At 39.1% G+C, this 22,789-nt stretch carries 18 protein-coding genes, 1 pseudogene and 1 riboswitch; of the genes and pseudogenes, 9 read left to right on the forward strand and 10 right to left on the reverse strand.

Annotated features, from left to right (window positions below):
• Positions 1-234: 234 nt before the first annotated feature.
• A riboswitch (M-box (ykoK) riboswitch) is annotated at positions 235-400 on the reverse strand.
• A gap of 139 nt (positions 401-539) precedes the next feature.
• Both nhaC and IPU53_RS01910 read right to left on the reverse strand, forming a co-directional pair.
• On the reverse strand, positions 540-1,952 hold the full coding sequence (nhaC, locus tag IPU53_RS01905; protein ID WP_207447004.1) for a Na+/H+ antiporter NhaC: 1,413 nt from the start codon (positions 1,950-1,952) through the stop codon (positions 540-542).
• A 339-nt stretch (positions 1,953-2,291) separates the two neighbouring features.
• Positions 2,292-3,263 (reverse strand): D-alanyl-D-alanine carboxypeptidase family protein, encoded by a 972-nt coding sequence (locus IPU53_RS01910; protein WP_207447006.1) that lies wholly within the window; start codon positions 3,261-3,263, stop codon positions 2,292-2,294.
• Between the two features lie 540 nt (positions 3,264-3,803).
• Here IPU53_RS01910 and IPU53_RS01915 point away from each other — a divergent pair.
• From IPU53_RS01915 to IPU53_RS25535, 3 genes and pseudogenes are all read left to right on the forward strand, one after another.
• Entirely contained in the window at positions 3,804-5,339 is a 1,536-nt protein-coding gene (locus tag IPU53_RS01915; RefSeq protein WP_207447008.1) for a glycoside hydrolase family 10 protein, read from the forward strand.
• 116 nt (positions 5,340-5,455) lie between these two features.
• Positions 5,456-5,884, forward strand: a complete 429-nt coding sequence (locus tag IPU53_RS01920; protein WP_207447010.1) for a GNAT family N-acetyltransferase — start codon at positions 5,456-5,458, stop codon at positions 5,882-5,884.
• Positions 5,885-5,990: 106 nt separating this feature from the next.
• Positions 5,991-6,098, forward strand: a pseudogene (locus IPU53_RS25535) (DNA-binding response regulator); the annotation flags it as partial.
• Positions 6,099-6,622: 524 nt separating this feature from the next.
• On the opposite strand, the gene IPU53_RS01930 reads toward IPU53_RS25535, so the two are convergent.
• From IPU53_RS01930 to IPU53_RS01940, 3 genes are all read right to left on the reverse strand, one after another.
• On the reverse strand, positions 6,623-7,384 hold the full coding sequence (locus IPU53_RS01930; RefSeq protein ID WP_207447014.1) for an SDR family oxidoreductase: 762 nt from the start codon (positions 7,382-7,384) through the stop codon (positions 6,623-6,625).
• Positions 7,385-7,500: 116 nt separating this feature from the next.
• Positions 7,501-8,139: a GTP cyclohydrolase I FolE gene (gene folE, locus IPU53_RS01935; RefSeq protein ID WP_207447016.1), complete on the reverse strand. Its 639-nt coding sequence runs from the start codon at positions 8,137-8,139 to the stop codon at positions 7,501-7,503.
• Between the two features lie 345 nt (positions 8,140-8,484).
• The gene (locus IPU53_RS01940) at positions 8,485-9,684 is read right to left on the reverse strand and encodes an MFS transporter (RefSeq protein WP_242698026.1); all 1,200 of its coding nucleotides are present in this window, start codon (positions 9,682-9,684) and stop codon (positions 8,485-8,487) included.
• A 419-nt stretch (positions 9,685-10,103) separates the two neighbouring features.
• On the opposite strand from IPU53_RS01940, the gene IPU53_RS01945 reads away from it, so the two are divergent.
• From IPU53_RS01945 to IPU53_RS01950, 3 genes are all read left to right on the forward strand, one after another.
• A complete protein-coding gene (locus IPU53_RS01945; protein ID WP_207447020.1) occupies positions 10,104-12,089 on the forward strand; it encodes a methyl-accepting chemotaxis protein in 1,986 nt (661 codons plus the stop codon).
• A 170-nt stretch (positions 12,090-12,259) separates the two neighbouring features.
• Positions 12,260-12,898 (forward strand): hypothetical protein, encoded by a 639-nt coding sequence (locus IPU53_RS24775; protein WP_242698006.1) that lies wholly within the window; start codon positions 12,260-12,262, stop codon positions 12,896-12,898.
• Entirely contained in the window at positions 12,867-14,348 is a 1,482-nt protein-coding gene (locus IPU53_RS01950) for a class I SAM-dependent methyltransferase (RefSeq protein ID WP_242698007.1), read from the forward strand. The genes IPU53_RS24775 and IPU53_RS01950 overlap by 32 nt, the downstream gene beginning before the upstream one ends.
• A gap of 46 nt (positions 14,349-14,394) precedes the next feature.
• Here the strand turns inward: IPU53_RS01950 and IPU53_RS01955 are convergent, their stop codons facing one another.
• Positions 14,395-16,575, reverse strand: coding sequence for a sensor histidine kinase (locus tag IPU53_RS01955; RefSeq protein WP_207447022.1), 2,181 nt, complete (start codon positions 16,573-16,575; stop codon positions 14,395-14,397).
• Positions 16,576-16,794: 219 nt separating this feature from the next.
• Between IPU53_RS01955 and IPU53_RS01960 the strand changes: the two genes are divergently transcribed.
• Together IPU53_RS01960 and IPU53_RS01965 are read left to right on the forward strand one after the other, a co-directional pair.
• Positions 16,795-17,487: a response regulator transcription factor gene (locus tag IPU53_RS01960; protein ID WP_207447024.1), complete on the forward strand. Its 693-nt coding sequence runs from the start codon at positions 16,795-16,797 to the stop codon at positions 17,485-17,487.
• Between the two features lie 297 nt (positions 17,488-17,784).
• Positions 17,785-17,913: an anti-repressor SinI family protein gene (locus IPU53_RS01965; RefSeq protein WP_242698008.1), complete on the forward strand. Its 129-nt coding sequence runs from the start codon at positions 17,785-17,787 to the stop codon at positions 17,911-17,913.
• A 16-nt stretch (positions 17,914-17,929) separates the two neighbouring features.
• Here the strand turns inward: IPU53_RS01965 and IPU53_RS01970 are convergent, their stop codons facing one another.
• Positions 17,930-18,496, reverse strand: coding sequence for a hypothetical protein (locus IPU53_RS01970; RefSeq protein ID WP_207447028.1), 567 nt, complete (start codon positions 18,494-18,496; stop codon positions 17,930-17,932).
• A gap of 143 nt (positions 18,497-18,639) precedes the next feature.
• Complete coding sequence (locus IPU53_RS01975; protein ID WP_207447030.1) at positions 18,640-18,993, reverse strand: hypothetical protein; 354 nt, start codon at positions 18,991-18,993, stop codon at positions 18,640-18,642.
• Positions 18,994-19,738: 745 nt separating this feature from the next.
• On the opposite strand from IPU53_RS01975, the gene guaC reads away from it, so the two are divergent.
• On the forward strand, positions 19,739-20,713 hold the full coding sequence (gene guaC / locus IPU53_RS01980; RefSeq protein ID WP_207447032.1) for a GMP reductase: 975 nt from the start codon (positions 19,739-19,741) through the stop codon (positions 20,711-20,713).
• Positions 20,714-20,816: 103 nt separating this feature from the next.
• On the opposite strand, the gene IPU53_RS01985 is transcribed toward guaC, so the two are convergent.
• Together IPU53_RS01985 and IPU53_RS01990 are read right to left on the reverse strand one after the other, a co-directional pair.
• Complete coding sequence (locus tag IPU53_RS01985) at positions 20,817-21,710, reverse strand: carbohydrate ABC transporter permease (RefSeq protein WP_207447034.1); 894 nt, start codon at positions 21,708-21,710, stop codon at positions 20,817-20,819.
• A gap of 15 nt (positions 21,711-21,725) precedes the next feature.
• The gene (locus IPU53_RS01990; protein WP_207447471.1) at positions 21,726-22,676 is read right to left on the reverse strand and encodes an ABC transporter permease; all 951 of its coding nucleotides are present in this window, start codon (positions 22,674-22,676) and stop codon (positions 21,726-21,728) included.
• Positions 22,677-22,789: the final 113 nt, after the last annotated feature.

Raw genomic sequence — 22,789 nt, forward strand, 5'->3', positions numbered from 1 at the left:
TCTCCCCAAGGTGAGGGGATGTTGTTTTTATTTATTACGCATATACTCCCGGGGGGTTCAGCCATTCCCACCACCTCCATTCATCTTAGAAACGAAATCCTCACAAGCGCTTTTTACCCTAAAAAACGAAAAAACACCCCTCTACAAAGAAGGATGTTCAACATTCAGACCTGCACAATGCAGGTTACTCAAGCACCGCAAAAAAGCGAATTTCGCTTGAGTTCACTTATAGTGAATAAACCTCCTTCGCAGAGCTTTAGCACTATGTGGCATAGGATTATAATCCAGCTACATTAAGAACCACCTTAAGTCGATGGTTCCTGTTGACCCATTGGAGTCTTTCGACATTTCTGGGCAGCAGCGTTTCTCCACATAGGAGCCTCACCTAGCGAGGAATTCGTATATGATTATCTTTATCTAGTCTAATAGCCATAGGTCAGATTGTCAAATCTCTTAATAAACATCATTACATAAAAAAGGCAAGAGAGAGGCAACCCCATCTCTCTTGCTATTAAATGTCATTCTCTAAAATATACTGATTACACTTCAGCAGCTCTTGAGGATGCTGCCGGTTGCTCCTTCTCCGTCATTGTATAACCAGTAATCCCATAAAACAGTGACACGATTGGAGTAATCATCGCTAAGAAACAGAAAGGGATGTACACGAGCGGCGACACCCCCAGGGCTGTAGCTGTAAATAAACCACTTGCTGTCCACGGTGGCAAAGCACAGCTTTGAGTTGCCGTATCCTCAATAATTCTGGATAAATTTTCTGGCCGTAAATTAAACTTATCATAAAGCGGCTTCATCAAGGTTCCCGTTATAACAGCGGAGAAAGAGAAGGCCCCACCTAAACCTAATGTAAAGTAGGCTACTATAATAGTGACAAATACTAACATGCCACGACTCTTAATTTTACTTACAAAGGATTGGAGAATCGTTTTTAGTATGCCGGATGATTGTAAGAGTCCTCCCAAACCGAGAGCGAATAGGAATAAAGCAATTAAACTAAGCATACTTTCAAGACCGCCTCTTTGTAGTAAGGAATCGACCGTTTCAATACCTGACTCCACATAAAAACCACTGTAAAATATATCTAGAATCTCCCTTATGCTCACTCCCTGGACGAAGACCGCAACCACTCCACCAGCAATTGCTCCAATAAAAATAGAGGAAATAGCCGGTTGTTTTGTCACCAATAAAGTAAATACAATCGCTACAGGGACAAATGGCCAAATACCAAGTTGGAAATGTTCTGACAAATAGATTGTGAGGCTATTTACATCCGCTGAGTTAATCGTCTGAGCATCGTATTTCAATCCCACGATTGTGAAAATAACCGCCGTGATGATATAAGCAGGAACAGTCGTCCACATCATATGCTTGATATGTGTGATTAACTCTGCACCTACCACAGCAGGAGATAGGTTTGTGCTATCAGATAAAGGCGACATTTTATCACCAAAATAAGCACCACTGATTATCGCTCCGGCCGTTATTCCAACTGGAATTCCTAAACTATGACCGACTCCCATCATCGCAACACCTGCTGTTCCTAATGTAGTCCAAGAGGAACCTGTTGCAATCGAAACTATAGAACAAAGTAAAAGGGTGGTTACTAAGAAGAACTGTGGGGATACAGCATGGATACCATAATAGATTAAAGCAGGGACAGTACCTGAAGCAATCCATGATCCAATTAAAACACCAACCGCAAGTAAGATCATACAGGGCTGTAGCGCTTTTAACATGGATGTAAATATTTGCTGTTCTACCTCTTTATAAGAATACCCTAATTTCATGATAAAAGGGATAAGAATTAGCATAGTAGAAAAGACCATAAACTGAATGGCTGCACCAAAAGCGAGCATTCCCACTGCAATAATCCCTATGACCATGATTAAGATCATCAGAGAATAGCCTAAAGACGGTTCTTTTATTTTTTGATTCATCGAAACAACTCCTTAAGAATTTGCCTTTCTCGATGAAACTCCAATCAATCTCTTGCTTACTTAAAAGTATATCGACAAATAAATTAACCGTAAAATTCGGTAAATTACCACAAATATAGATTAGAGTTGATTTTACAAGCTCAGAAGAAACAACCATACAGATACATACAATTGAGCTGTAAATGCTCTGTTATCCTCCATAATGCTAAGAAATGGGCTGCAATTGCTCCTGCTAAATAATAAAGAATCTTTAAAAAATAAAGACTCCCCCCATTGTTAACAACCAACAATGGAGTGTAGTCTTTTGAAAATGATTTTCTTTTGCTTTAAATAAAAGAATTATTGCATCTTTGAAAATGCTGCATCATACAGTTTCGTGGTTTCAATAAAACGTGCATTTAATGAGTCCGTTCCCATCACAACAGAAATAAGTCTTGTTCCATCTCGTTCCACTGTGCCAATAAAACAATAACCCGCTTCATCAGTAAAGCCTGTTTTTAATCCATCCACTCCAGCATACTCAAGACTAGATCCTCCTCCAGGGAGCATCAGATTGGTATTTCCATAAGAATCTGAACCAAAGGTCAATGTAGGCTTCTCTGCTGTTTGTAGGATTTCAGGATAGTTAATAAGCAAGCGCTGAGCCAAACGGGCAAGATCTTGAGCAGACATCTGATTGTCCTCATTCGCTTCTCCTGTTGACCGGTATTTCCCTAAGTCACGGTTGTTTAAGCCTGAACTATTTACAAAATGGCTTTGTTCCAATCCTAGTTGCTCAGCCCTTTCGTTCATAAGTTTCACAAATGCCCCTTCACTTCCCGCTACCGTTTCAGCCAAAGCAATTGCTGCATCATTGGCGGAATGAATGGCCATGGCATCAAATAATTCACGAACTGAATAGGTTTGCCCTTGTTGTAAAGAAACCGAAGCCAGTCCTGGTGACGTCGAAATCATCCATACATACTCACTTGGGGTAACAAATTGATCCCAGCTTATTTCCTGACGCTCAATTGCTTCGAGTACAAGGAGTTCTGTCATGATTTTCGACATGCTTGCTGGAGGTAAGGCAAGATCCTTATTTTTTTCATATAATACATGCCCTGTATCCACATCAAGCAACATCGCGGCCTTTGCTTGGATCGCTAACTCTGGTAGTGTGATTCCTTCCGGTAGTGTTTTACTTAAATCACTTCTTTCTACGATTGAAAATGGGGTTGAGATTCTGCCTTCTGCTGAGCTATTCTGCTGAAAGAAGAAAAACCCAGTTCCCCCAATAATCAATACACCTATCATTATCATAAATCGTTTCATCTATATTCTCCTTGCTGTAGGGTGAATCCTATTTTAATAGAAAAGAAGCCTTATTCGAACATCCCTTTATATTACCATCTCTGTTCGCAGAAAAAAAGCACTAGCGCCTGTTTAGCGGATAGTATAGGATGAACAGTTCATTACACACCTTCCTATGCACACCTTTTCTGTTTTTCGACTTAATTTTGGTGCGTAGAACCCCCTATGAACCGATTTTCTGCTTTTTGGCTTGATTTTAGGTGCATAGAACCTCCTATGAACCATTTTTCCGATTTTTGACTTAATTCTAGGTGCATAGAACCCTCTACGCACACTTTTTCTACCTTTTAATTTAATTTTGGGTGCATAGAATCTTTTCAGGAATTCTTTTCTCCACAATAAGCCATTCTTAAACAAAGCGACTCTCTACTTTTGTGAAACGCCAAATAAAAATCATATTCATACTACTATTTGTTTTACAAGAGTCATAGATATAGAAGAGGCTCGATAGGACAAGCATTCTATTATGATGAGCAAACATTTCAGAAGGGTAGGGAGAAAATGACGTACTTAAGATTTATGTTAGTAGGAATTCCTTTAGGTGTTTTATTGTTCACTAGTTTTAATCCTGTTGTTCAGGCCGCCAATCAGACTCCAAAGCAAGAAATGCGGGCCTCCTGGATTTCAACCGTAACCAATATTGATATGAAGCCAGGAATGTCAAAGGCAGAGTATACGGCATGGGCAAAATCAACGATCCAAACGCTAGAACAGAAAAATTTTAATACTGTTATTTTTCAAGTAAAGCCGACCTCAGATGCTTTATATCCTTCAAAACTAGCACCCTGGTCTAGCTATATTACTGGAAATAAGCAGGGAACAGACCCAGGGTATGACCCCTTACAGATTATGCTAGATATTGCTCATGAACATGGGATGGAGTTACACGCATGGATCAATCCTTATCGTGTAACAATGGCAAGTCAAGGTTTGGAAGATTTGGCCACTGATAATATCGCGAGCCAGAATCCTGACTGGGTTGTGAAACATGGCGGGCAATATTATTTAGATCCTGGCCTCCCTGATGTTCAAGCTTATTTAATCGATACGGTAAAGGAATTAGTGACAAGCTATGATGTGGATGCTGTGCATATGGATGATTACTTTTATCCAGGAGTAGATTTTCCCGATCAAGAAACGTATGAGGAATACGGGAGTGATTTTGCCGATATTGGAGATTGGCGTAGACATAATGTGAGTCGGCTTGTAGAGGACATCAATCAAAATATTAAAGCGATCAAGCCTTGGGTTCAGTTTGGTATTTCTCCAACTGGGATTTGGCGGAATCAAGCCGATGACCCGACAGGTAGCGCGACCAACGGCAATGCCCATTACGATCAATTATTTGCTGATTCCCGACAATGGATCCAAGATGGTTCGATTGATTATATCACTCCGCAAATCTACTGGTCCCGACAGTTAGCTGTTGCCAGTTATTCAGTTCTATTAGATTGGTGGAGTAAACAGGTAGAAACACAAGCCAAAGTCCATCCTGTGCATCTCTATATTGGAATGGCTGATTATAAAGTCAATAATAATTTTGATACTGCTTGGGATAATCCACGCGAACTTCCAGAGCAAATTCTTGATAATCGTGCGAATGGGAGAGCAAAGGGACAAATGCATTTTACATTAAGAGACATTTTAAAAAATCCACTTGGCTATTTTGATATTGTGGAGGAAAAGATCTATACAGCAAAAGCTTTGACACCTGCTACCCCTTGGAATGGAAGCAATCAACCGAAAAAGCCGATAAATGTTGATGTGGACAAGCAAGGAAACTCTGTTAAAATAATGATCAATAATAAAAAGCGGACAGATGCTAAAAAATATGTTATCTATCGATTTGAAGGCAATAAGACGGGAGATTATCATAATCCCAAAAATATCGTGGGAATTATCTATGATCAAGAAGGTACAGCAACTTTCATTGATCAGGATATTAATCCTGACAAACGATATACCTATGGCGTTACATCGATTTCCCATACAGGTGTAGAAAGTAAAGATGCCAAAGAAAAAAAGACGAAGAAATAATTGGACCGCTACACAACCAACATATCATAGACAATTCCAATTTTTTTCAAGGTAACGCTTTATAAGCGGAGCTATATCCTCGGATATGATAGATTCTAAAATGGAAGGTGTAGCCAATGACAGTAGAGATAAGATTAGCCACTGCAAATGATGCTGAAGAACTTTCCATTCTCAATCAGGAATTTAATGGTGGCGCTAGAAGGCCCATTTTAAAAATTTCAGAAAGCCTTATGAAAAATAGTGAGTTAGTGGCTGTAGCAGTCAGGAATAACAGGTTAGTAGGATTTGCCTGTGCGCAAATATCCACCTCCTTTTGTTATGAAGATCTATTTGGAGAAATAACCGAAATGTATGTAAAGGAAATAGCTAGACACAAAGGGATTGCCACTTCTCTGCTAGAATTTTTAGAGAAGAGGTTGTGTGCCCATGGAGTGAAGGAAATAAAAATTTTAACAGGTGCGAAGAATGTTGGAGCTATCCGAACATATACCAAATCCAACTATATCACACAAGATGAAGTTGTTTTTTTAAAAGCGATCGATTAATTTTTCTCTTTCACACTTGATTCATTCCGGGTCAAGTGTTTTTCTGTTGTCTATCTCTATAGAAATGGTCAATATGAAGGTGAGTGAAATACAGGAGATTGGTATCATGATGAAGCCTGCTATTTTAATCGCAGATGATGAACGAGAAATTCCCAATTTAATTGAGAGCCATTTACAAAAAGAAGGTTATCTGACCAAAAAGGCATCAGATGGACTTGAGCAGCTGATCAAATCTGCGCAGAGTAACAATGCCGATTATCCTTTTAAGTGCTAAAACCTCTGATTTTGATAAATTTCAAGGAATAACATGGATGGTGTCATTGTAATGACTTATCCAGACTAACCCACTCTTTAGGAAGAAAAATAGCAACAACGGATAGATAAGGACATCTTGATAAAGAAATGGGGCTGTCTTAAAGATCAAAATCGCCAAAAAAGGCTCCCTTGCCGCAGGTCTGGGATCTTCAGCTGATGCTATTCCTGCAGGCATGTCGCCGTTTTGGCGATTTTCTTAGCGTTTATTTACAAATAAAAAAACAGTCTGGGACATAATTAAAACGTTACGCTCCCAAGGCGAACAACGCATTATCTTAGCAAAGTATGTTTCCGGAGCGGGAATTCTTGAATGAGAACACTTTTGTCCCGCCCTTTTTCTTTTTTCGTTGTTGAAGACTTATTGGGCAGCCTTTTCTTCCAAACTGCTTTATATTTCTCCTGTAAACCAAGTCGAAAATTGGTCTAATTTCGATGACGATGTATCACTTCTATTCCACCAGTAGCAGAAAAGACACTTCCCGTAATCATATCGGAGTCGTCTTCACAAATAAATCCAATTAATCTGGCGATGTCCTCGCCTGTGCCTGAACGACCCACAGGTGTCTCTTGATCTTTTATTTGTCTTGCACTTTCAATAGTCGCTTCCTTCATTTCCCCGGTAATGTCTCCAGGACAAATCATATTCGCTGTAATTCCGGTTCCTGCTTCTTCAATGGCAATCGACTTGGTTAATGAAACAAGCCCGACTTTCGCCGCACTATAGGCAGATCGGTAAATCCAGCCAGGACTTTGCTCAGCATCTTGGAAGCCATACGTCACCATTCTGCCAAATTGCTGCTGCCTCATAATTGGGAGCACAAGTTTGGAAAAATGGAACACTGAACTTAAATTCCCCTCAATCATTTCATACCATTCATGGTCTTCATAATCAATTAATTTTTTCCGTTCAAAGATATAGGGCCCCGCATTGTGAATAAGATAGTCGATGCGCCCAAACTGATTCATTGTTTCTTCCACCATTCGGGTAATATCGGATTTTTTTGTGACATCCCCTTGAAGAAATTGAATTCGGTCTTTATACTCTTTCCATTCTTCCTGCAATTGTTCGACTCTTGCTATATCACTCCGGTAATTTATTGTCACAGAGCAACCTTTTTTTAGAAAGTGTTCTGTGACCTTTCTTCCAATCCCTTTAGAGCCTGCTGTAATCATTGCATGCTTCAACGAATCCACCCCAAACTCACATTTTACTGAATTCTTATGCTCCCCCAGTAAGGCTTTATTCCAAAATCTTTAAAGTGAAACTTCATAGGGTATTACTGTCCTTCATGCGGGATAAATTACTTATCAAGTAGAGACATGAATTCCTTCCGCAAATCAGGATTCTCAGCAAAGACTCCCCTTGTGGCTGTGGTCACCGTCATGGCATCTGACTTCTTAACACCACGTCCACACATACACATATGTTTCGCTTCAATCACAACCATCGCTCCTTGTGGTTGAAGGACTTCCTGCATCGCATCCACAATTTGGTTGGATAATCGCTCCTGCACTTGGAAACGTTTGGCATAACCATCTACCATACGAGCAATCTTAGATAATCCCGTAATTTTTTCACTTGGAATATAGGCAATATGAGCAACTCCAAAAAAAGGAGCAAAATGATGTTCACACATAGAATGGAATTCAATATCCTTGACCATGATTAATCCATCATGCTCCACATCAAAGACTTTTTCCAAATGGTGTTTCGGATCTTCTCGATTCCCCTCTGTATACTCAAGAAAGGCCTTCAACACTCGAAATGGTGTCTCTTCTAAGCCTTCCCGATCTGGATCATCTCCGCAAAGCTCAATGAGGTCGCGCATCGCTTCCATATAATTCTCAGATTTCTGTACTTGTTTCTCAATCCCTAGTTCATCACCAAAGCGATCGATTAATTCTTGAACAATGACTCTTTTTTTATCCGTTGTAGACATCGTGTTATACCTCGTTTCTATGACACATAACGAAATGTTATGGATATTTTAACCCGGTGTAATCGTTCGTATGACCCCTGCTGGTGGCAGTCTTGTTTTATAATAAATATTATTTAATATTGATTTTACGTACATATCTTAGCATATTAATCTATAATCGAAAAGTCAATTTTCTTTCTCTTCCTTAATACTGTATCATTTCCCAAAAAGCAATAATATCTCATATTAATATAGGTAGGGAAAACATTTTTCAGAATAAAAACAGCAATCGTACACAATCATCCCTGCCCTAGTAAGGCTGTTTTTTTTCACAGCTTGAAACTAAATTCTCATTTACAAAATAAACTAGACAACATCGGCCTGTTCTTGGTTTAATATCTGCCTACGCTTCTTATTGATCACTAGGTGAATGGAGAGATAAATCACTAATAATACCGCAATTGTGATAGCGGCTACGCCATACATCGAATGATAACCAATAATCCCTGCAGTACGCCCTAAAGCAAAGGCTCCAATCGCTTGCCCTAAATCCATAAAGCTTAAAGACATGGCGTTAGCTGTCGCTTTCTTTTCTGGAGAAACTTGACTCACAGCCCAAGCCTGGAAGGTTGGTTGCATTACACCATAAGCAAATCCATAAAAGATTCCTGCGAAGACTAGAGTATACATACTTCCCGTTTTTGCAAGGAGAACCAACCCAATTATCGCTGCAAAGCTAGCAGGATATATAAGATACTTATGCCCAAAGCGATCAAAGATAATGCCTGAGAATGGCCGGGTTGCTACAAGCATAATGGCAATGAACAAGAAGAAAATCGAAGTTTGCCCACCTAAACCTGATACTTCTCCAAGACCATCAAGAAAATTGACGACACCGGCAAACGTAATATAAAACAACATAACGAGAAAGCACGGTAAAAAGGCTTTTCGATCAAAAGCCGCTTGCATAATAGAGGCTTTTGGCTCATCATTCGCTTTCACAAGAATCGGTGGACTTTTAACCCAATAGCTTGCAAGCCAAACGAGTACAAGCATAAGAAATGAGAATACTAAAACAGTCTTAAATGAGAATGAGTGGATCATCAAAATGGCCATCATCGGTCCTAATGTAGAGCCAATACTTGTCGACATACCAAAGTAACCAATCCCCTCTCCCAGTCGTGGCGAGGGAATTAAATTTGTAGCCAAAGTAGCAAACAGTGTTGTAATAAAACCAAATCCGATCCCTTGCATCACACGTAATAGAATTAGTAATCCAAGCGACGTCGTAAAATAACTTAACACAACCATCGCAACCGTAAACAGAATCGATCTGATTAACCATTGCTTCATATTAATTTTAGGTATGATCACGCCAATAAAGGGGCGGGATAAAACCGCTGCAAGCATAAAGGCTGTTGTCATTAATCCTCCGCTCGCTGGATCTTGCGTCATGTTTGCTACATAAATGGGGAATCCACCTAATAGCGATTGCATACTAAGAAAAAAGAGGATTGTCATGCTGATCACTAATATATATTGCTTGGTCCATAACTTTTCCTTCATTGTCTCCAAATAAATCCTTCTTTCTAAAAGAAAAATCACCAGCTTTATCTGGTGTTTACTTTTCCTAAACCACGAAAAAAACTTCTGCCCAGATGAAAGAAGTTTTGTTCCCATGACTCTTTTAGAAAAGCGCAAACGCCCGTTTAGCGACGTACAAATTTTTATATAAGGATGAACGGCTAAATTCGCGCCATCCTGGCGCAACACCGTTCTGACCAACATCCTGTTGGCCTCAATATCTCTATTATAATCCAATCATCCGGATAAGGAAAATGGAAATTATTTTTAATTAATAATCTTTAGTATTTGTAAACCATTCCATTGATAAATCCATTTTAAAAAGTTAAAAACGTGTCGATATACTACATTGTCCGGATTGATTACTAGTAAAATCCTAATAGCAAAAAAGGAGGAGTTTTATGAGCAAGAAGAAAAATACACGCATGACGTTTAAAATACGGGACAAATTAGCAATAGCCTTTGCACTGGTTTTAATCATCCCCAGTCTCACTATTGCCATTACAGCCTATGAAAGTTCTAAAAGTAATATTGAAAAGCAGATCCTTGGCACGGCTCAAGACAATGTGGATACTGTTAGCCATTCTGTTGATCAGTTTATAGAGAAACAAATGGAAAACGTCAATTATTTAGCCAACACGTTTGTTGCAGGAGAAATAATTTCTGGCGATCACGCCCAAACTAGGCAAGTACTGGATAAGTTTCAAGCCTCAACAGAGGATGTTGAACAAACCTATGTAGGAACAGAAACTGGAGAATTTATGAATGCTCCAACGACTTTCGAAAATCCTCCAGACTATGATCCACGGGAACGGCCTTGGTATCAACAAGCCATAGATCACCCAACAGAAGTGATCATTACAGAACCATATGTTTCCCAGTCATCTAATCAAATGGTTGTAACATTAGCTAAGTCAACCGCTGATGGCAAGGGAGTTGCAGCCGTCAATTTAAAGCTTGAAAGTCTGACAGAAATGATTAACCAAGTTAGTATCGGAAGTGAAGGTTATGTTTTCCTGTTAGATACAGCAAGCCATTTTATTAGTCATCCAACAAGCGAGGCTGGTTCGGAAGCGACAGAGGACTTTTTTAAAAAGATTTATAAGAGCCAATCTGGTCATTTTTCTTATGCACTGGAAGGGGATAAGAAACAGCTAGCCTTTACAACAAGTGAAGTAACAGGATGGAAAATTAATGGTACAATGTACCAAAATGAAGTAGATCAAGCTGTTCAGTCAATTTTTAGAACAACGGTCTTTGTGATTCTTATTTCAATCATTCTCTCTGCCATTGCAATTGTCTTTATCATTCGTTCGATCAACAAACCGATCAACACGCTTGTGACAGCAGCTACAGAGATTAGCCGCGGAAATCTTAGTGAAAATGTTGTTTTAAAAAGCGGCGATGAATTAGGACAATTAGCGGAGGCATTCAATAAAATGCGTACCCATCTCCATCAAGTTATTTCCCAAGTTCGTGAGCAATCTAGTAATCTTGCTGCCGCCTCTGAACAATTAAATGCCAGTACAGAGCAAAACACATTGGCAACCGAGCAGATTTCTGCCTCTATCCAAGAAGTGGCGGCCGAAATTGAAAGTCAAACCAGTCGAATTGATCAAAGCTCACAAATGGCAGGAAGTGTATCCCAGTCTATTTCCCATATCGCGAAGGCTTCAGATGAAGTCGCCCATTCTGTCACCCAAACACAACCAATTATTGAAGCGGGGAAACAAGATATTGAGACATCCATTGGACAAATGAGCTATATTCAAAATACAGTGAGTGAATTATCAACGAGTGTGAAACTACTTAATAACCGTTCCCAACAAATTAGCCAGATTGTTAATGTAATTACAGATATTGCAGAGCAAACGAATTTATTAGCATTGAATGCAGCCATCGAAGCGGCTAGAGCTGGGGAACACGGAAAAGGCTTTGCGGTTGTCGCTTCCGAGGTTAAAAAGCTAGCGGAACAATCTGCAAGCTCAACTGAGGAAATTCGAAAACTCATAAGCACGATCCAACAGGAAGTTCAGCAAACTGTCAGCATGATGGAATCAGGAACAAATGAAGTAGATAAAGGGATTCATGTAGTGGAAAATGCTCACTCATCTTTTAATACGATCACTCAGTATGTGCAAAAAATGACAGCTCAAATGGCACAAATCACAACAAATATACAACAAGTAGCTACGGGCACAGAACAATTCACACATACATTTAAGGAAGTAGCAAGCGTAGCAGACACTACTTCTGCTGAAGCCCAAAACATGTCGGCCTCTACAGAAGAACAACTAGCATCCATGGAAGAAATTCGAGGCTCATCAACCGCTTTAGCACAAATGGCAGAAGAGCTGCACGAGCTAGTCCAGCAATTTAAATTATAGTATAGTGCCTGGCACTCCCCGAACTTTGTCGAACGGGAGCCAGGCACTTTTTTTTTCATGATATTCCTCTATATATGGCCTATCACACAATTAGGACCTCCTCCCTATTTTTTAATCGCTGGAAGGTTTGATACAGTTAAAAAAACTGTTTTGAGAAAGGACATAAAAACATGCTGGAGTCATTGCAAGCCATTCAACAGCTGAAATATGGAGATAAAAGCGTGCTTCGCCATCAAAATTGGCTAGCGTTTCTTTATCAAACCGAGCAAAAAAGTGTCAACTTAGAACAAGTGGCTTCTCTAGCAGAAATTGGGGACCACCCTGTCTTACACTACACGGAGCGTACCTTGCAAATTTTGAATCAACTAAGCTTGCCCCAGGAGAACAACCAAATTCTTGAGGAAGTTCTAAAATGGTGTGAAGTAGCAAAATGCGGCTCCAAGTCGACGCGAAAAAATTGGATAGAAGCGGGATACCCATTAGCAATCCATAATTTAGCTTCTGCTAAAATTTATGCTGCTCAGCAAATGGAAAAACCGATTTCGGAGAGAAATTTTATAGAAGAAGAATGGATCTATACATTGATTCAAACACATGGATTGGTTGGGCAATATATTCGCGGGGAAGTCCGCTTTCAGCGGATGCAGCCGCTTGTTCAACTCATCCGCCTACAAATCATTCCTCCTTCGACAATGAAGGCTTTATTAACTGCTTTAAACCACTGTATAATCGAGGCTGTTTCTCCAACTTTATGGGAAAACGTAAGAAAAAAAGTTAATGAGGTTAATCGCTGGAGAAGAAGATCATGAGATGTCATTTATAGAGCGGCTCAAACAACTGCGCCAGCATACCATATTAAACGGGGAAGCTTTTGACAAGGACATCCAGCGAATCTCTAATTATGAAAAAGTAGAAGAACGGCTATCCTTATTTTTTCATAAAGTTGATCTATGGTATGTAGAATCGGCTTTATCTGCCTTTACCCTTGAGGAATTTGTAAAAATTTTCCTTTTACTCATGCGCACTTCTCCTTCCTTTACTGTCAGTCATATTACATTTGAACCTTTAATGCGCGATCTCCATTATGATTATAAGGGGAAGAAAACTGTTAACCTTTATAAAAAGCGAATTATTGAGGCCTATTTAAGTGAATTATCGGTTGAGGAGCTGTTAGATCATGACATCCCAATCAATCAGCATGTTTCACTAAAAATAGACCCGGATGACCATATCCAGTTCATCGGTGTATCTTTTTCTTTCTCGAAAGCCGGTGAAAAGCTCATTGAATTTTGTCAAGAGGCAGAAAAAGACCCTTTATATGAACGGGCGATTATTTTGCTCTATGATTTCTTCGGATTTCGCAGAGACGCTTTTGACCGTCTGCAAAATGAAGAAAGCTATCTTGCAGATATGAATCATGCCCAGGATTTCAAGAAAAAGCTGGTGGATTATGCTGTTGGAGAGACGATGCTTGATATTGGACCTGGTGGAGGTTTTCTTTTAGATTTGCTTTCAACACGTTTTTCAGAAGCTAAAGTGATAGGGATTGATATTTCCTCTAATGTGGTAGCCGAATTAGAAAGAAAAAAACAACGTGAACATAAAAGATGGGAAATTCTCCAAGGTGATGCTCTCGATTTACAACAATATGTCGGTGAAGCCAAGGTAGATACCATTATCTTTTCGTCTATACTTCATGAAATGTTTTCCTATATTCCTCATGAGGGAAAGAAGTTTAATCCCGCCGTCATTAGCCAAGCATTACAAAGCGCATTTCTTGCGTTACGACCGAACGGCAGAATAATTATCCGGGATGGGATCATGACGGAGCCAAAAAATCTACTTCGTTGCATCCATTTTAAAAATAAGATAGATATCGCCTTTTTCAATCGCTATGTGCATGATTTCAAAGGGAGAAAGATCGAATACAAATGGGTGGATGAGCAAACAGTTTCTTTACCTGTGAATGATAGTATGGAATTTTTATATACTTTTACCTGGGGAGAGGAATCCTACCCACATGAGGTACAAGAACAATTCGGTTATTTTACCCCCAGTGAATTCAAAGAATGTATTCAACAGTCACTTGGAGCGGGGGCACAGATCACTCTTTTTGAACATTATTTGCAGGCAGGATATGAAGAACATTTATTGGATAAAGTCTTTTTAACGGATGATTCACAACAGCCAGTACGCTTACCTGATAGCACATGCTTTATTGTCATTGAAAAGGGAACCGTTCAAAGGAAATCCCCCTGAGTTTCATTTACTTAGGGGATTTCTATAACTTTGTTTTCGTTCATTTTTAGCTATTTTTATATAATGGTAGTGTAAAATAAAAACAACTCCCTTTTCCTTCTATACTATGAACCCCCATTTGACCTCCGTGGTATTCTACAATTTCTTTTGAGATGGCTAACCCTAACCCTGAGCCATTATGGGGTTTCCCATGATGGCCTCCTTTATAAAAGCGATTAAATACAAGGTGAGACATCCCCTCTTTTAACCCTACTCCATTATCGATCACCTTAATCTTAACTAAATCCTCTTCCTCTTGTTCCATTTCAATGATAATTTCCCCATCTTCTCCTACAAAACGCCGAGCATTGTTTACTAAATTGACCATCACTTGTTCCATTCTCAATGAGTCCATTTGAACAAATAAAGGCTTTTGATTAAGAAGAGAATGCTTAAAGTGAAATTGGATCCCTTGCTTTTCAATATCCAGCTTATACTTGTGAAAAATCTTGCGCATATACTCTAAGATATCCACCTTTTTGAGATCAAAATGAATTTGTCCATTCTCCACATCCGTCATATCGTGAAGATCATGTAACATTTTCGATAAATATATACTTTGATCATAGATATGTTGAATATATTCTGGATCATTAGAAATCACACCATCTAACATTCCTTTTGTATAAGCTCGAATGTTTGTTAAAGGTGTCGATATTTCGTGGGAAATATTTCGAATCCATTTACTTCTTGATTGATGGATCTCATTTAATTTTTGATTAACGTTTTGTAATTCTTTGTTGGTTTGCTCTAGTTCAAGTGTTCTTTTATATACTTGCTGTTCCAATGAAGAGTTCAGCATCACCAAATCTTGTGTGAGTTTTTCCGTCCGCATCACAGAGGTGGAATATCTTTTGGAAAGAATAATAGACTGGGTAAACAAAAAACAAAGTAGACCGACGGAAGCTAACTCAATCGTTTGAATAAGATTATTAAATAGTAAAATATCATGGATGGTGGTAAGGGAAAGCATGGATATAGCAAAAGTATTTAGGAATGATCCTTCGCGCCTTCTCCAGGCAGCTTTTATATACACAAAAGCCAAATAAATAAGATTGAGCATAATTATTATTTGCAATGGTAACATCATTTTTGTAAACCAAATGCCTGGTGAAACAATAATAAAAACACTCCATAAGGACATGACAGTAAAAATGATATTACGAACGTTCCGATTCATATCTTCTGAAAACTGAGTATAGGTAAATAGGGAAATAAATAATGGCCCAAGTGATGCACCAAGATACTCCAATTTAAGAGCTATTTCCCAGTTCAAAAATGGCAACATATAGGCAGCAAGTCCTTGCTCAAGTAGGATCGCCCGAATGGCTATCACAATACAGACGATTCCGAAGTAAATAAGCGAAGGTTCCTTTCTTCGGAATGCAAATAAAGAAACATGATACAAGCCAATAATAACCAAGCTAACGACCGTAAGCGTTCGAAAAACCAGTCTTTTTTCTTGGGAAGAGTAAATCTGCTCCGGTTCTCCGATTAGAATAGGCTCCGTGATACCAGACTTTCGCTGATGGTAGTTAGAGATTTGCATAACCAATTCTACAGAATTAGAAGAAACCTTAAATGAGACAATTTCCGTATCACTACTCGGTTTCATATCTGATCTGTTTTTTCCGACCTGTCCCTTGGATACTCTTTCTTCACCATCAATCCATAATGTATAAGCTGACGAAATACTCGGAATATACAATGCCTTTGTCTTGCCAATCTCGTTATCTGTAAATTGAAGTTGTAAACGATAGGTAGCATATCCTTTAATCGGTAATGTCCCGTTCCCTTGCCTGTAATGACTCCATGTAAGTGGCACCTTCTCGAATTGAGCCTCTTGTTGAACGGAAAAGTCTTGTAAATCCTCAGGAGTATAAAGCTTATCCCAATAAAATTCCCATTCTCCGTTTAAATCTAGGATCTCCTCATCCAATGATTGAGGAATAAACAGAACACCCTGCTTCACTTCATCCTTTGTATCGGCTTTTACAGTTGCTAAAGGAAAAATCGATACGATAAAAAGGAATGATAGTACCCATATAGCAAAATACACAAGGGTTGAGTAAGTCGATGGTTGAATCTTCTCTCTCTGAGAGTAAGTCTTCCGAACTAGTGGAGACCATGCTAATTTCTTATCGGCGCAACAAAGGCGCTTACATAAAACACCTTGCTTTCTCATCATTCTCTCCCCTCAACATGATCCGCCTTTTGTCCTATCATAACACTTTTATTTATTAATGTGACAAAGTTTTTTTATAAAAGGAGTACGAAATCATTAATAAGTATCGTGTAGAAAGCGGTTGCTTATGTGATATAGTTGAAATATAGGGCAATTTACTTATCCTTTGAACATATACACCTACTAAAGAGAATAGAATGATATAAAAGGGGAGAACAAGGTATGGATCCTGTCAAAATCTTAACGATTGAGGATGATGAAGCACTCATCCAAATTTTGCGCTTATATTTGGAAAAGGAAGGATTCACAGTGTTTTCCGCATTAAATGCAATAGATGGCCAATATTTGATGGAAAAACATATCCCCGATGTTCTTTTATTGGATATTCACCTCCATGACCACAATGGATTCGAGCTCGCTCGCCGGTATCGCGAAATTTCAGATGGAGTCCTTATTTTTATCACAGGTGAAAAAACAAGAGATACGATTATGAAAGGATTTGAATTGGGGTGTGATGATTATATAATAAAGCCATTTGATCCATCCGAACTTATTGCCAGAATAAAAGCGAATATTAGGAGAAGCTCCCTCCATTATTACCAATCGACGATTAAAACCGGAGATCTGACGTTAAATTTAGAGAATAAAGCGGTCTACAAAAATGGACGTGAAATCGAGTTATTTGCGAAGGAAAGAATGCTACTTTTCTACCTAGCCAAGCACCCTAACCAAGTCATAAGTGCTGAACAAATATTTAATGCCATTTGGGGAATAGAATCAGAAGCAGAATTAAAAATTGTACTCGTGTATTTAAGCACTCTAAGGAAAAAAATTGAAAGTGATCCTAGAAAGCCAATACATATTCAAACTGTCAGAGGGTTTGGCTATAAACTTTCACTCTCCTCTCCGAAATGAACAAAAGGCTGTGAACATGGTCTCAATTCCTGTTTGCGTCTTTTTCTTTTTAAAATCCCCTTTTTTTTTCTGACTTTTAACTTCCCTTTAACCTACCTTGTTTATAATTATGAATAAGAAAAGACAGAAGATGATTTAGCCTGCCGAAATGTCTTATTGAAGGCGATGCGGATAAAGCCGTGATCAATGAGTCGCATCTTCCAACTCATTTCACGCCCATTCTGGTCCCTTAACAGCGAACAATTTAGAGAAAAAAGATTTTACATTATCTAGAAGTGCATGTGGGGAGTGAGGGTAATGTTGGATCCTGAGTGGGTCAGTCTGATGGTTCAAGCGAAAGAAATCGGTCTAACCTTGGAAGAAGTAAAAGATTATATTTACAAGAAAGCAGAATCAACAGAAGTAGAAACAACTTTGAAAGCGTAAGCACCTGTCCAAAACCTTATGTTTCCCGTTTCTTGTTGGCCTGCTCCAGTTGTTGTTGATATTGTTCTTCTATTTTAGAAGTCATCGGGAGAAATGGTTCTTTATGATGATCGATACGCTTGCCATAACGAATCATTTCATAAATAATCATTCCGTTATTAGGCCGCTCATTTATTGTAATCATAGGGACAGAGTCGAAAAGTATATAGTAAACAGCATAAAAAATAAATCTCTGCCAAAAATCTTGATGAGAGGATAAGATGCCGTTCACTAATAAAGCATTAATAACCATTGCGATAAGGAGATTCATTAATATAGGACCCGCATATATACAAACATAGACAAATTTATTCTCCTTTTTTACAGAATCAAAGGAAAACCAGCTATATAGATGATAGTATTTTCGTACATCAAAAATACCTACCTTAAAAATACGGGGTCCAGAACCAACCGTTAATCTTGGCTTTCTCACGCCAAATATTACACTTACGATTAAATACCCGGCTTCTCTAAGAAAAATAACGACAGGTAAGATGATAAATGCAGAAATTACTACACCAATTAAATCTTTAAATCCAAACATGGCGGAAAGACCCTTTCTCTATATAATCAATTTTGGTTCTATCATCCATTACCCGAAAACAAAAAAATAAATCTTGTCCATACTTCATTAAAAAAACTCTGACACCTTTCGTTATTTCCGATAAAGGTGTCAGAGTTTTCTTGTTAGGAGATTGATATGCGGTTTTGTTCCCTTCCATTTAGATCAATAACCTTATGCCTTTTTGTCTTTTTTATTAAAATACTTTTATACATAGGAAGACCCTCTTCATTCTCTAGCAATAAAACCCGCTTATTTGCATGATCTTCAACAATTTTTATTTGATACTTCTCCAAATCAATTTTGTCTTCTAGACTAGTAATTTCCGGGAAGTTTATTGTCGAATTTTCACTCGATTCATCTGTCGCCATACTCTCCTCTTTTTGCTCCTTATTATGTTGGGTGTGAAAAGCTTTTGCCCCTATAGTACCACCTGCTAGCATTAGTACTCCTACTAAAGATAAAATGAATGTTTTCATCGTCTTTCCTCTCCTTTTCTGTCTACTATTAATCTTACATATATCAACTGAAAAACTGCTGTGGTGAAAATGAGAGTTTAATGAGAAATAAAGTGAACCTTCAATCAGTGGGGGTTTTCTTTCATCCCCCACTGATTGAAGAGGATCAAAGGCTAAATCGCGACATCCTGTCGGCAGGTTCAAAGCACGACATCCTGTCGTTTCACCTGCACTAGTACGTCCTGTACGTCGCTACGCCTTTGTGACCAACATCTTGTTGGCCTGAACCAATCGGGATTTTACTCAAAAAGGCGGAAGTGCCTGTCCAGCGACGTACAAATTTAAAGGGTTCTGACGAGATAAAGGAAACACGATGAGCTCAAAGGGCGAATCGATGTTGACTTACGCAAACAGAAATCGTAAATTTGCTAGTCGCTAGTCGCTGAAGCTAGATTAGGGCAGTGCATCCCCCACCTCTGCTTCTCCGTATTCTCTAAAGCCTTTAGGTGGGGGTATTACTGCCCGTTAATGCGGGATAAACTTAAACATCGTTCCAGACACCTGACTCGAAGTCTAGAGCTAGTATATTTTGATTGCTACCATGCGATTGGTTTAGAAATATTTATTCAATTTGGTATTTGTGACTATCACTCCTCAACTAGAACATGCTCCCTTTGACAATCAAGGGAAAATAAGGTACATTATGATATGTACGAACATTATTAAATAATACTAAAATATCATTCGTGTTTAGGAGTGTTACTTGTTGGAAACTATTTTTGACTATGAAGATATTCAATTAATTCCAAGAAAATGTGTTGTTCAGAGTCGTTCAGAATGTGATACAACTGTCATGTTAGGTAACCATAAATTTAAATTACCTGTTGTGCCTGCAAATATGCAGACAATTATTGATGAGGAGATTGCGTATTACCTTGCAGAAAACGGTTACTTTTATATCATGCATCGTTTTCAGCCGGAAAAACGTATTGACTTTATTAAAGGGATGCATGAGCGAGGATTGATTGCCTCGATCAGTGTGGGAGTGAAAGAAGAAGAATATCCTTTTATTCAACAATTAGCAGATATACAGATCATTCCTGAATTTATTACAATTGATATCGCTCATGGCCATTCAAACGCGGTCATTCAAATGATTCAGCATATTAAACAGCTACTGCCTCAAACCTTTGTGATTGCTGGAAATGTCGCGACACCTGAAGCGGTCCGTGATTTAGAAACTGCAGGGGCAGACGCCACAAAAATGGGCGTTGGGCCAGGGAAGGTTTGCATTACAAAAATTAAGACTGGATTTGGGACAGCTGGCTGGCAATTAGCAGCGCTGAAATGGTGTGCGGAAGCTGCAAGTAAGCCGATTATTGCAGATGGTGGAATTCGCACACATGGAGATATTGCTAAATCAATTCATTTCGGTGCTTCTATGATTATGGTTGGTTCACTTTTTGCCGGACATGAAGAATCTCCTGGTAGAACGATTATGCAAAATGGCAAGCTTTATAAAGAATATTTCGGTTCTGCTTCTGAATTCCAAAAAGGGGAAAAGAAAAATGTGGAAGGGAAAAAGATGTTAGTGGAACATAAAGGACAATTGCAAGATACACTAACAGAAATGGAGCAAGATCTCCAGTCTGCCATTTCCTATGCGGGTGGAACTAATTTAGAATCCATTCGTGAAGTCGAGCATGTGATCGTGAAAAATTCAATTTTTAATGGGGATTGAAGGCAAAATATATTCGTTTTTAGAATTAAAGAAGAGCCATCGATAGCTGACATCCTGCCAGCTACCAATGGCTCTTCTAATGTGTTATAGAATAAATGCTTCCTTACTCTTTCACTGATCCAATCAATACCCCCTGCACAAAGAAGCGTTGAAGGAATGGGTAGACGATTAACAGCGGTAAGGAAGAGACCATAATGACCGCATATTTCACTAAGCTGGCTGTTTTCACCTGTTCGACCAAGGATTCGATTTCTCCCGGCCCACCGCCACCTTCTTGGCTAATTTGCGCGACCACCAATATCTGCCGTAGAATCAGCTGCAATGGATACAACTTTTCATCTGAAAGATAGATCAAAGCGGTAAAATATTGATTCCACAAGCTGACCGCATGGAATAAAGCCATAACCGCAATAATTGGCATTGAGAGGGGAATCACTACTTTTCCGAAGATATAGTAGTCCGAAGCCCCATCAATTTTAGCGGCTTCTACTAACTGATCGGGAATGGTTTGTTGAAAGAATGTTCGTGCTACAAGAATCGACCACGCTCCAACTACACCCGGAATGACAATCGCCCAAATCGTATCGACCATCCCCAATGTTTTAATGACGAGGTAAGTTGGGATTAATCCCCCATTAAACATCATCGTAAACAGGATGATCCAGAGAATGTATTTCTTCCCCATCACTTCTTTTCTCGATAAAGCATATGCACAAGGCAATAACACAATTAAGTGAATAATTGTCCCGATAATCGTATAAAAAATCGTGTTCCGATATCCCAGCCAAATTGCGTCATTTTGAAAGACCCGTTGATAGCCCGCAAAGGTGATATCGACCGGCCACAGCCACATTTTCCCTGTACTTACCGCTGCCGGATCACTAATTGAGGCACTGATCACAAAAATAAGCGGATACACAATGACTAACGTCAGAAATCCGACTAGAATTTTATTAATCAAATCAAAGGTTTTATCCGATACACTCATATTCTTCATTGTTGCTCCCCTCCTTTACCATAAGCTGTTATCGCTGACTTTTTTCGCAATTTGATTGACTGTCACAAGTAGAATGATATTAATGACCGAGTCGAATAAACCAACAGCCGCAGCGAAACTATATTGCCCTTCCAATAAACCTGTTTCATAGACAAATGTTTGAATAATATCGGATGTTTCCGAGTTCAAGGAGTTTTGCAAAAGCAACACTTTCTCAAATCCAACCGACATAAATTTCCCGATATTCAAAATAAAGAGAATCACAATGGTCGGTAAAATCGCTGGAATATTGATGTGGATAATCCGTTGGAGTCTTGTTGCTCCATCCACCTTCGCTGCTTCTAACAGTTCCGGATTCACCCCTGCAAGCGCCGCCAAATAAATAATCGATCCCCAGCCAAGTCCTTGCCACTCACCAGACCACACATAGATATGCCTAAACCAATCTGGACTTGTCAGGAATTGAACAGAGCTACCACCTAGCGTCTCAATCAAATGATTGACAATCCCGGTCGTCGGATCTAAAAAGGCAATAATCATCCCAACCACTACGACGACAGAAATAAAGTGGGGGGCATAGGTTAACGTTTGCGTCCATTTCTTAAAGGCCCCATTCCGGAGCTCATTTAGCATTAAAGCGAAAATGACGGGCAGTGGAAATAGACATAATTGATAGAGGCTGATAATTAAGGTATTTTTCAATAACCGCCAAAAGTAATAGGAATTGAAAAAACGTTCAAAATGCTCAAAGCCTACCCATGGACTTCCGTTAATCCCCATCGTCGCAAAAAAGTCCTTAAAGGCAATTTGTACCCCATACATCGGGATATAGTGGAATATGATAAAAAAAGTCAGGGCGGGTAATAGAAAGGTATACAATTGCCAGCTTTTAAGAAAGTTTTTGCGGATTCGCGAAAAGCGGCTTCCAGGCATGACGATTTTATGCTCAACCTCTGCGTTCTTCATATGCATAAAGGAACCTCCTTTGTATCATTAAAGTAAAACGGATTGTTAGTTTCTACTAGCAACCATCCCCCACTTACCGTTCTCATTTCTCCTCGAGTTCTTGAAGTGGGGGG

The organism is Bacillus sp. SD088, assembly GCF_017355205.1.
Lineage (GTDB): Bacteria > Bacillota > Bacilli > Bacillales > Bacillaceae_C > Lederbergia.

What these genes read in the sequence shown, in the direction of transcription:
- nhaC (WP_207447004.1), bottom strand. Translation starts at nt 1,952, where the DNA reads ATGAATCAAAAAATAAAAGAACCGTCTTTAGGCTATTCTCTGATGATC.
- IPU53_RS01910 (WP_207447006.1), bottom strand. Translation starts at nt 3,263, where the DNA reads ATGAAACGATTTATGATAATGATAGGTGTATTGATTATTGGGGGAACT.
- IPU53_RS01915 (WP_207447008.1), top strand. Translation starts at nt 3,804, where the DNA reads ATGACGTACTTAAGATTTATGTTAGTAGGAATTCCTTTAGGTGTTTTA.
- IPU53_RS01920 (WP_207447010.1), top strand. Translation starts at nt 5,456, where the DNA reads ATGACAGTAGAGATAAGATTAGCCACTGCAAATGATGCTGAAGAACTT.
- folE (WP_207447016.1), bottom strand. Translation starts at nt 8,139, where the DNA reads ATGTCTACAACGGATAAAAAAAGAGTCATTGTTCAAGAATTAATCGAT.
- IPU53_RS01940 (WP_242698026.1), bottom strand. Translation starts at nt 9,684, where the DNA reads ATGAAGGAAAAGTTATGGACCAAGCAATATATATTAGTGATCAGCATG.
- IPU53_RS01945 (WP_207447020.1), top strand. Translation starts at nt 10,104, where the DNA reads ATGAGCAAGAAGAAAAATACACGCATGACGTTTAAAATACGGGACAAA.
- IPU53_RS24775 (WP_242698006.1), top strand. Translation starts at nt 12,260, where the DNA reads ATGCTGGAGTCATTGCAAGCCATTCAACAGCTGAAATATGGAGATAAA.
- IPU53_RS01950 (WP_242698007.1), top strand. Translation starts at nt 12,867, where the DNA reads ATGAGGTTAATCGCTGGAGAAGAAGATCATGAGATGTCATTTATAGAG.
- IPU53_RS01955 (WP_207447022.1), bottom strand. Translation starts at nt 16,575, where the DNA reads ATGATGAGAAAGCAAGGTGTTTTATGTAAGCGCCTTTGTTGCGCCGAT.
- IPU53_RS01960 (WP_207447024.1), top strand. Translation starts at nt 16,795, where the DNA reads ATGGATCCTGTCAAAATCTTAACGATTGAGGATGATGAAGCACTCATC.
- IPU53_RS01965 (WP_242698008.1), top strand. Translation starts at nt 17,785, where the DNA reads ATGTTGGATCCTGAGTGGGTCAGTCTGATGGTTCAAGCGAAAGAAATC.
- IPU53_RS01970 (WP_207447028.1), bottom strand. Translation starts at nt 18,496, where the DNA reads ATGTTTGGATTTAAAGATTTAATTGGTGTAGTAATTTCTGCATTTATC.
- IPU53_RS01975 (WP_207447030.1), bottom strand. Translation starts at nt 18,993, where the DNA reads ATGAAAACATTCATTTTATCTTTAGTAGGAGTACTAATGCTAGCAGGT.
- IPU53_RS01985 (WP_207447034.1), bottom strand. Translation starts at nt 21,710, where the DNA reads ATGAAGAATATGAGTGTATCGGATAAAACCTTTGATTTGATTAATAAA.
- IPU53_RS01990 (WP_207447471.1), bottom strand. Translation starts at nt 22,676, where the DNA reads ATGAAGAACGCAGAGGTTGAGCATAAAATCGTCATGCCTGGAAGCCGC.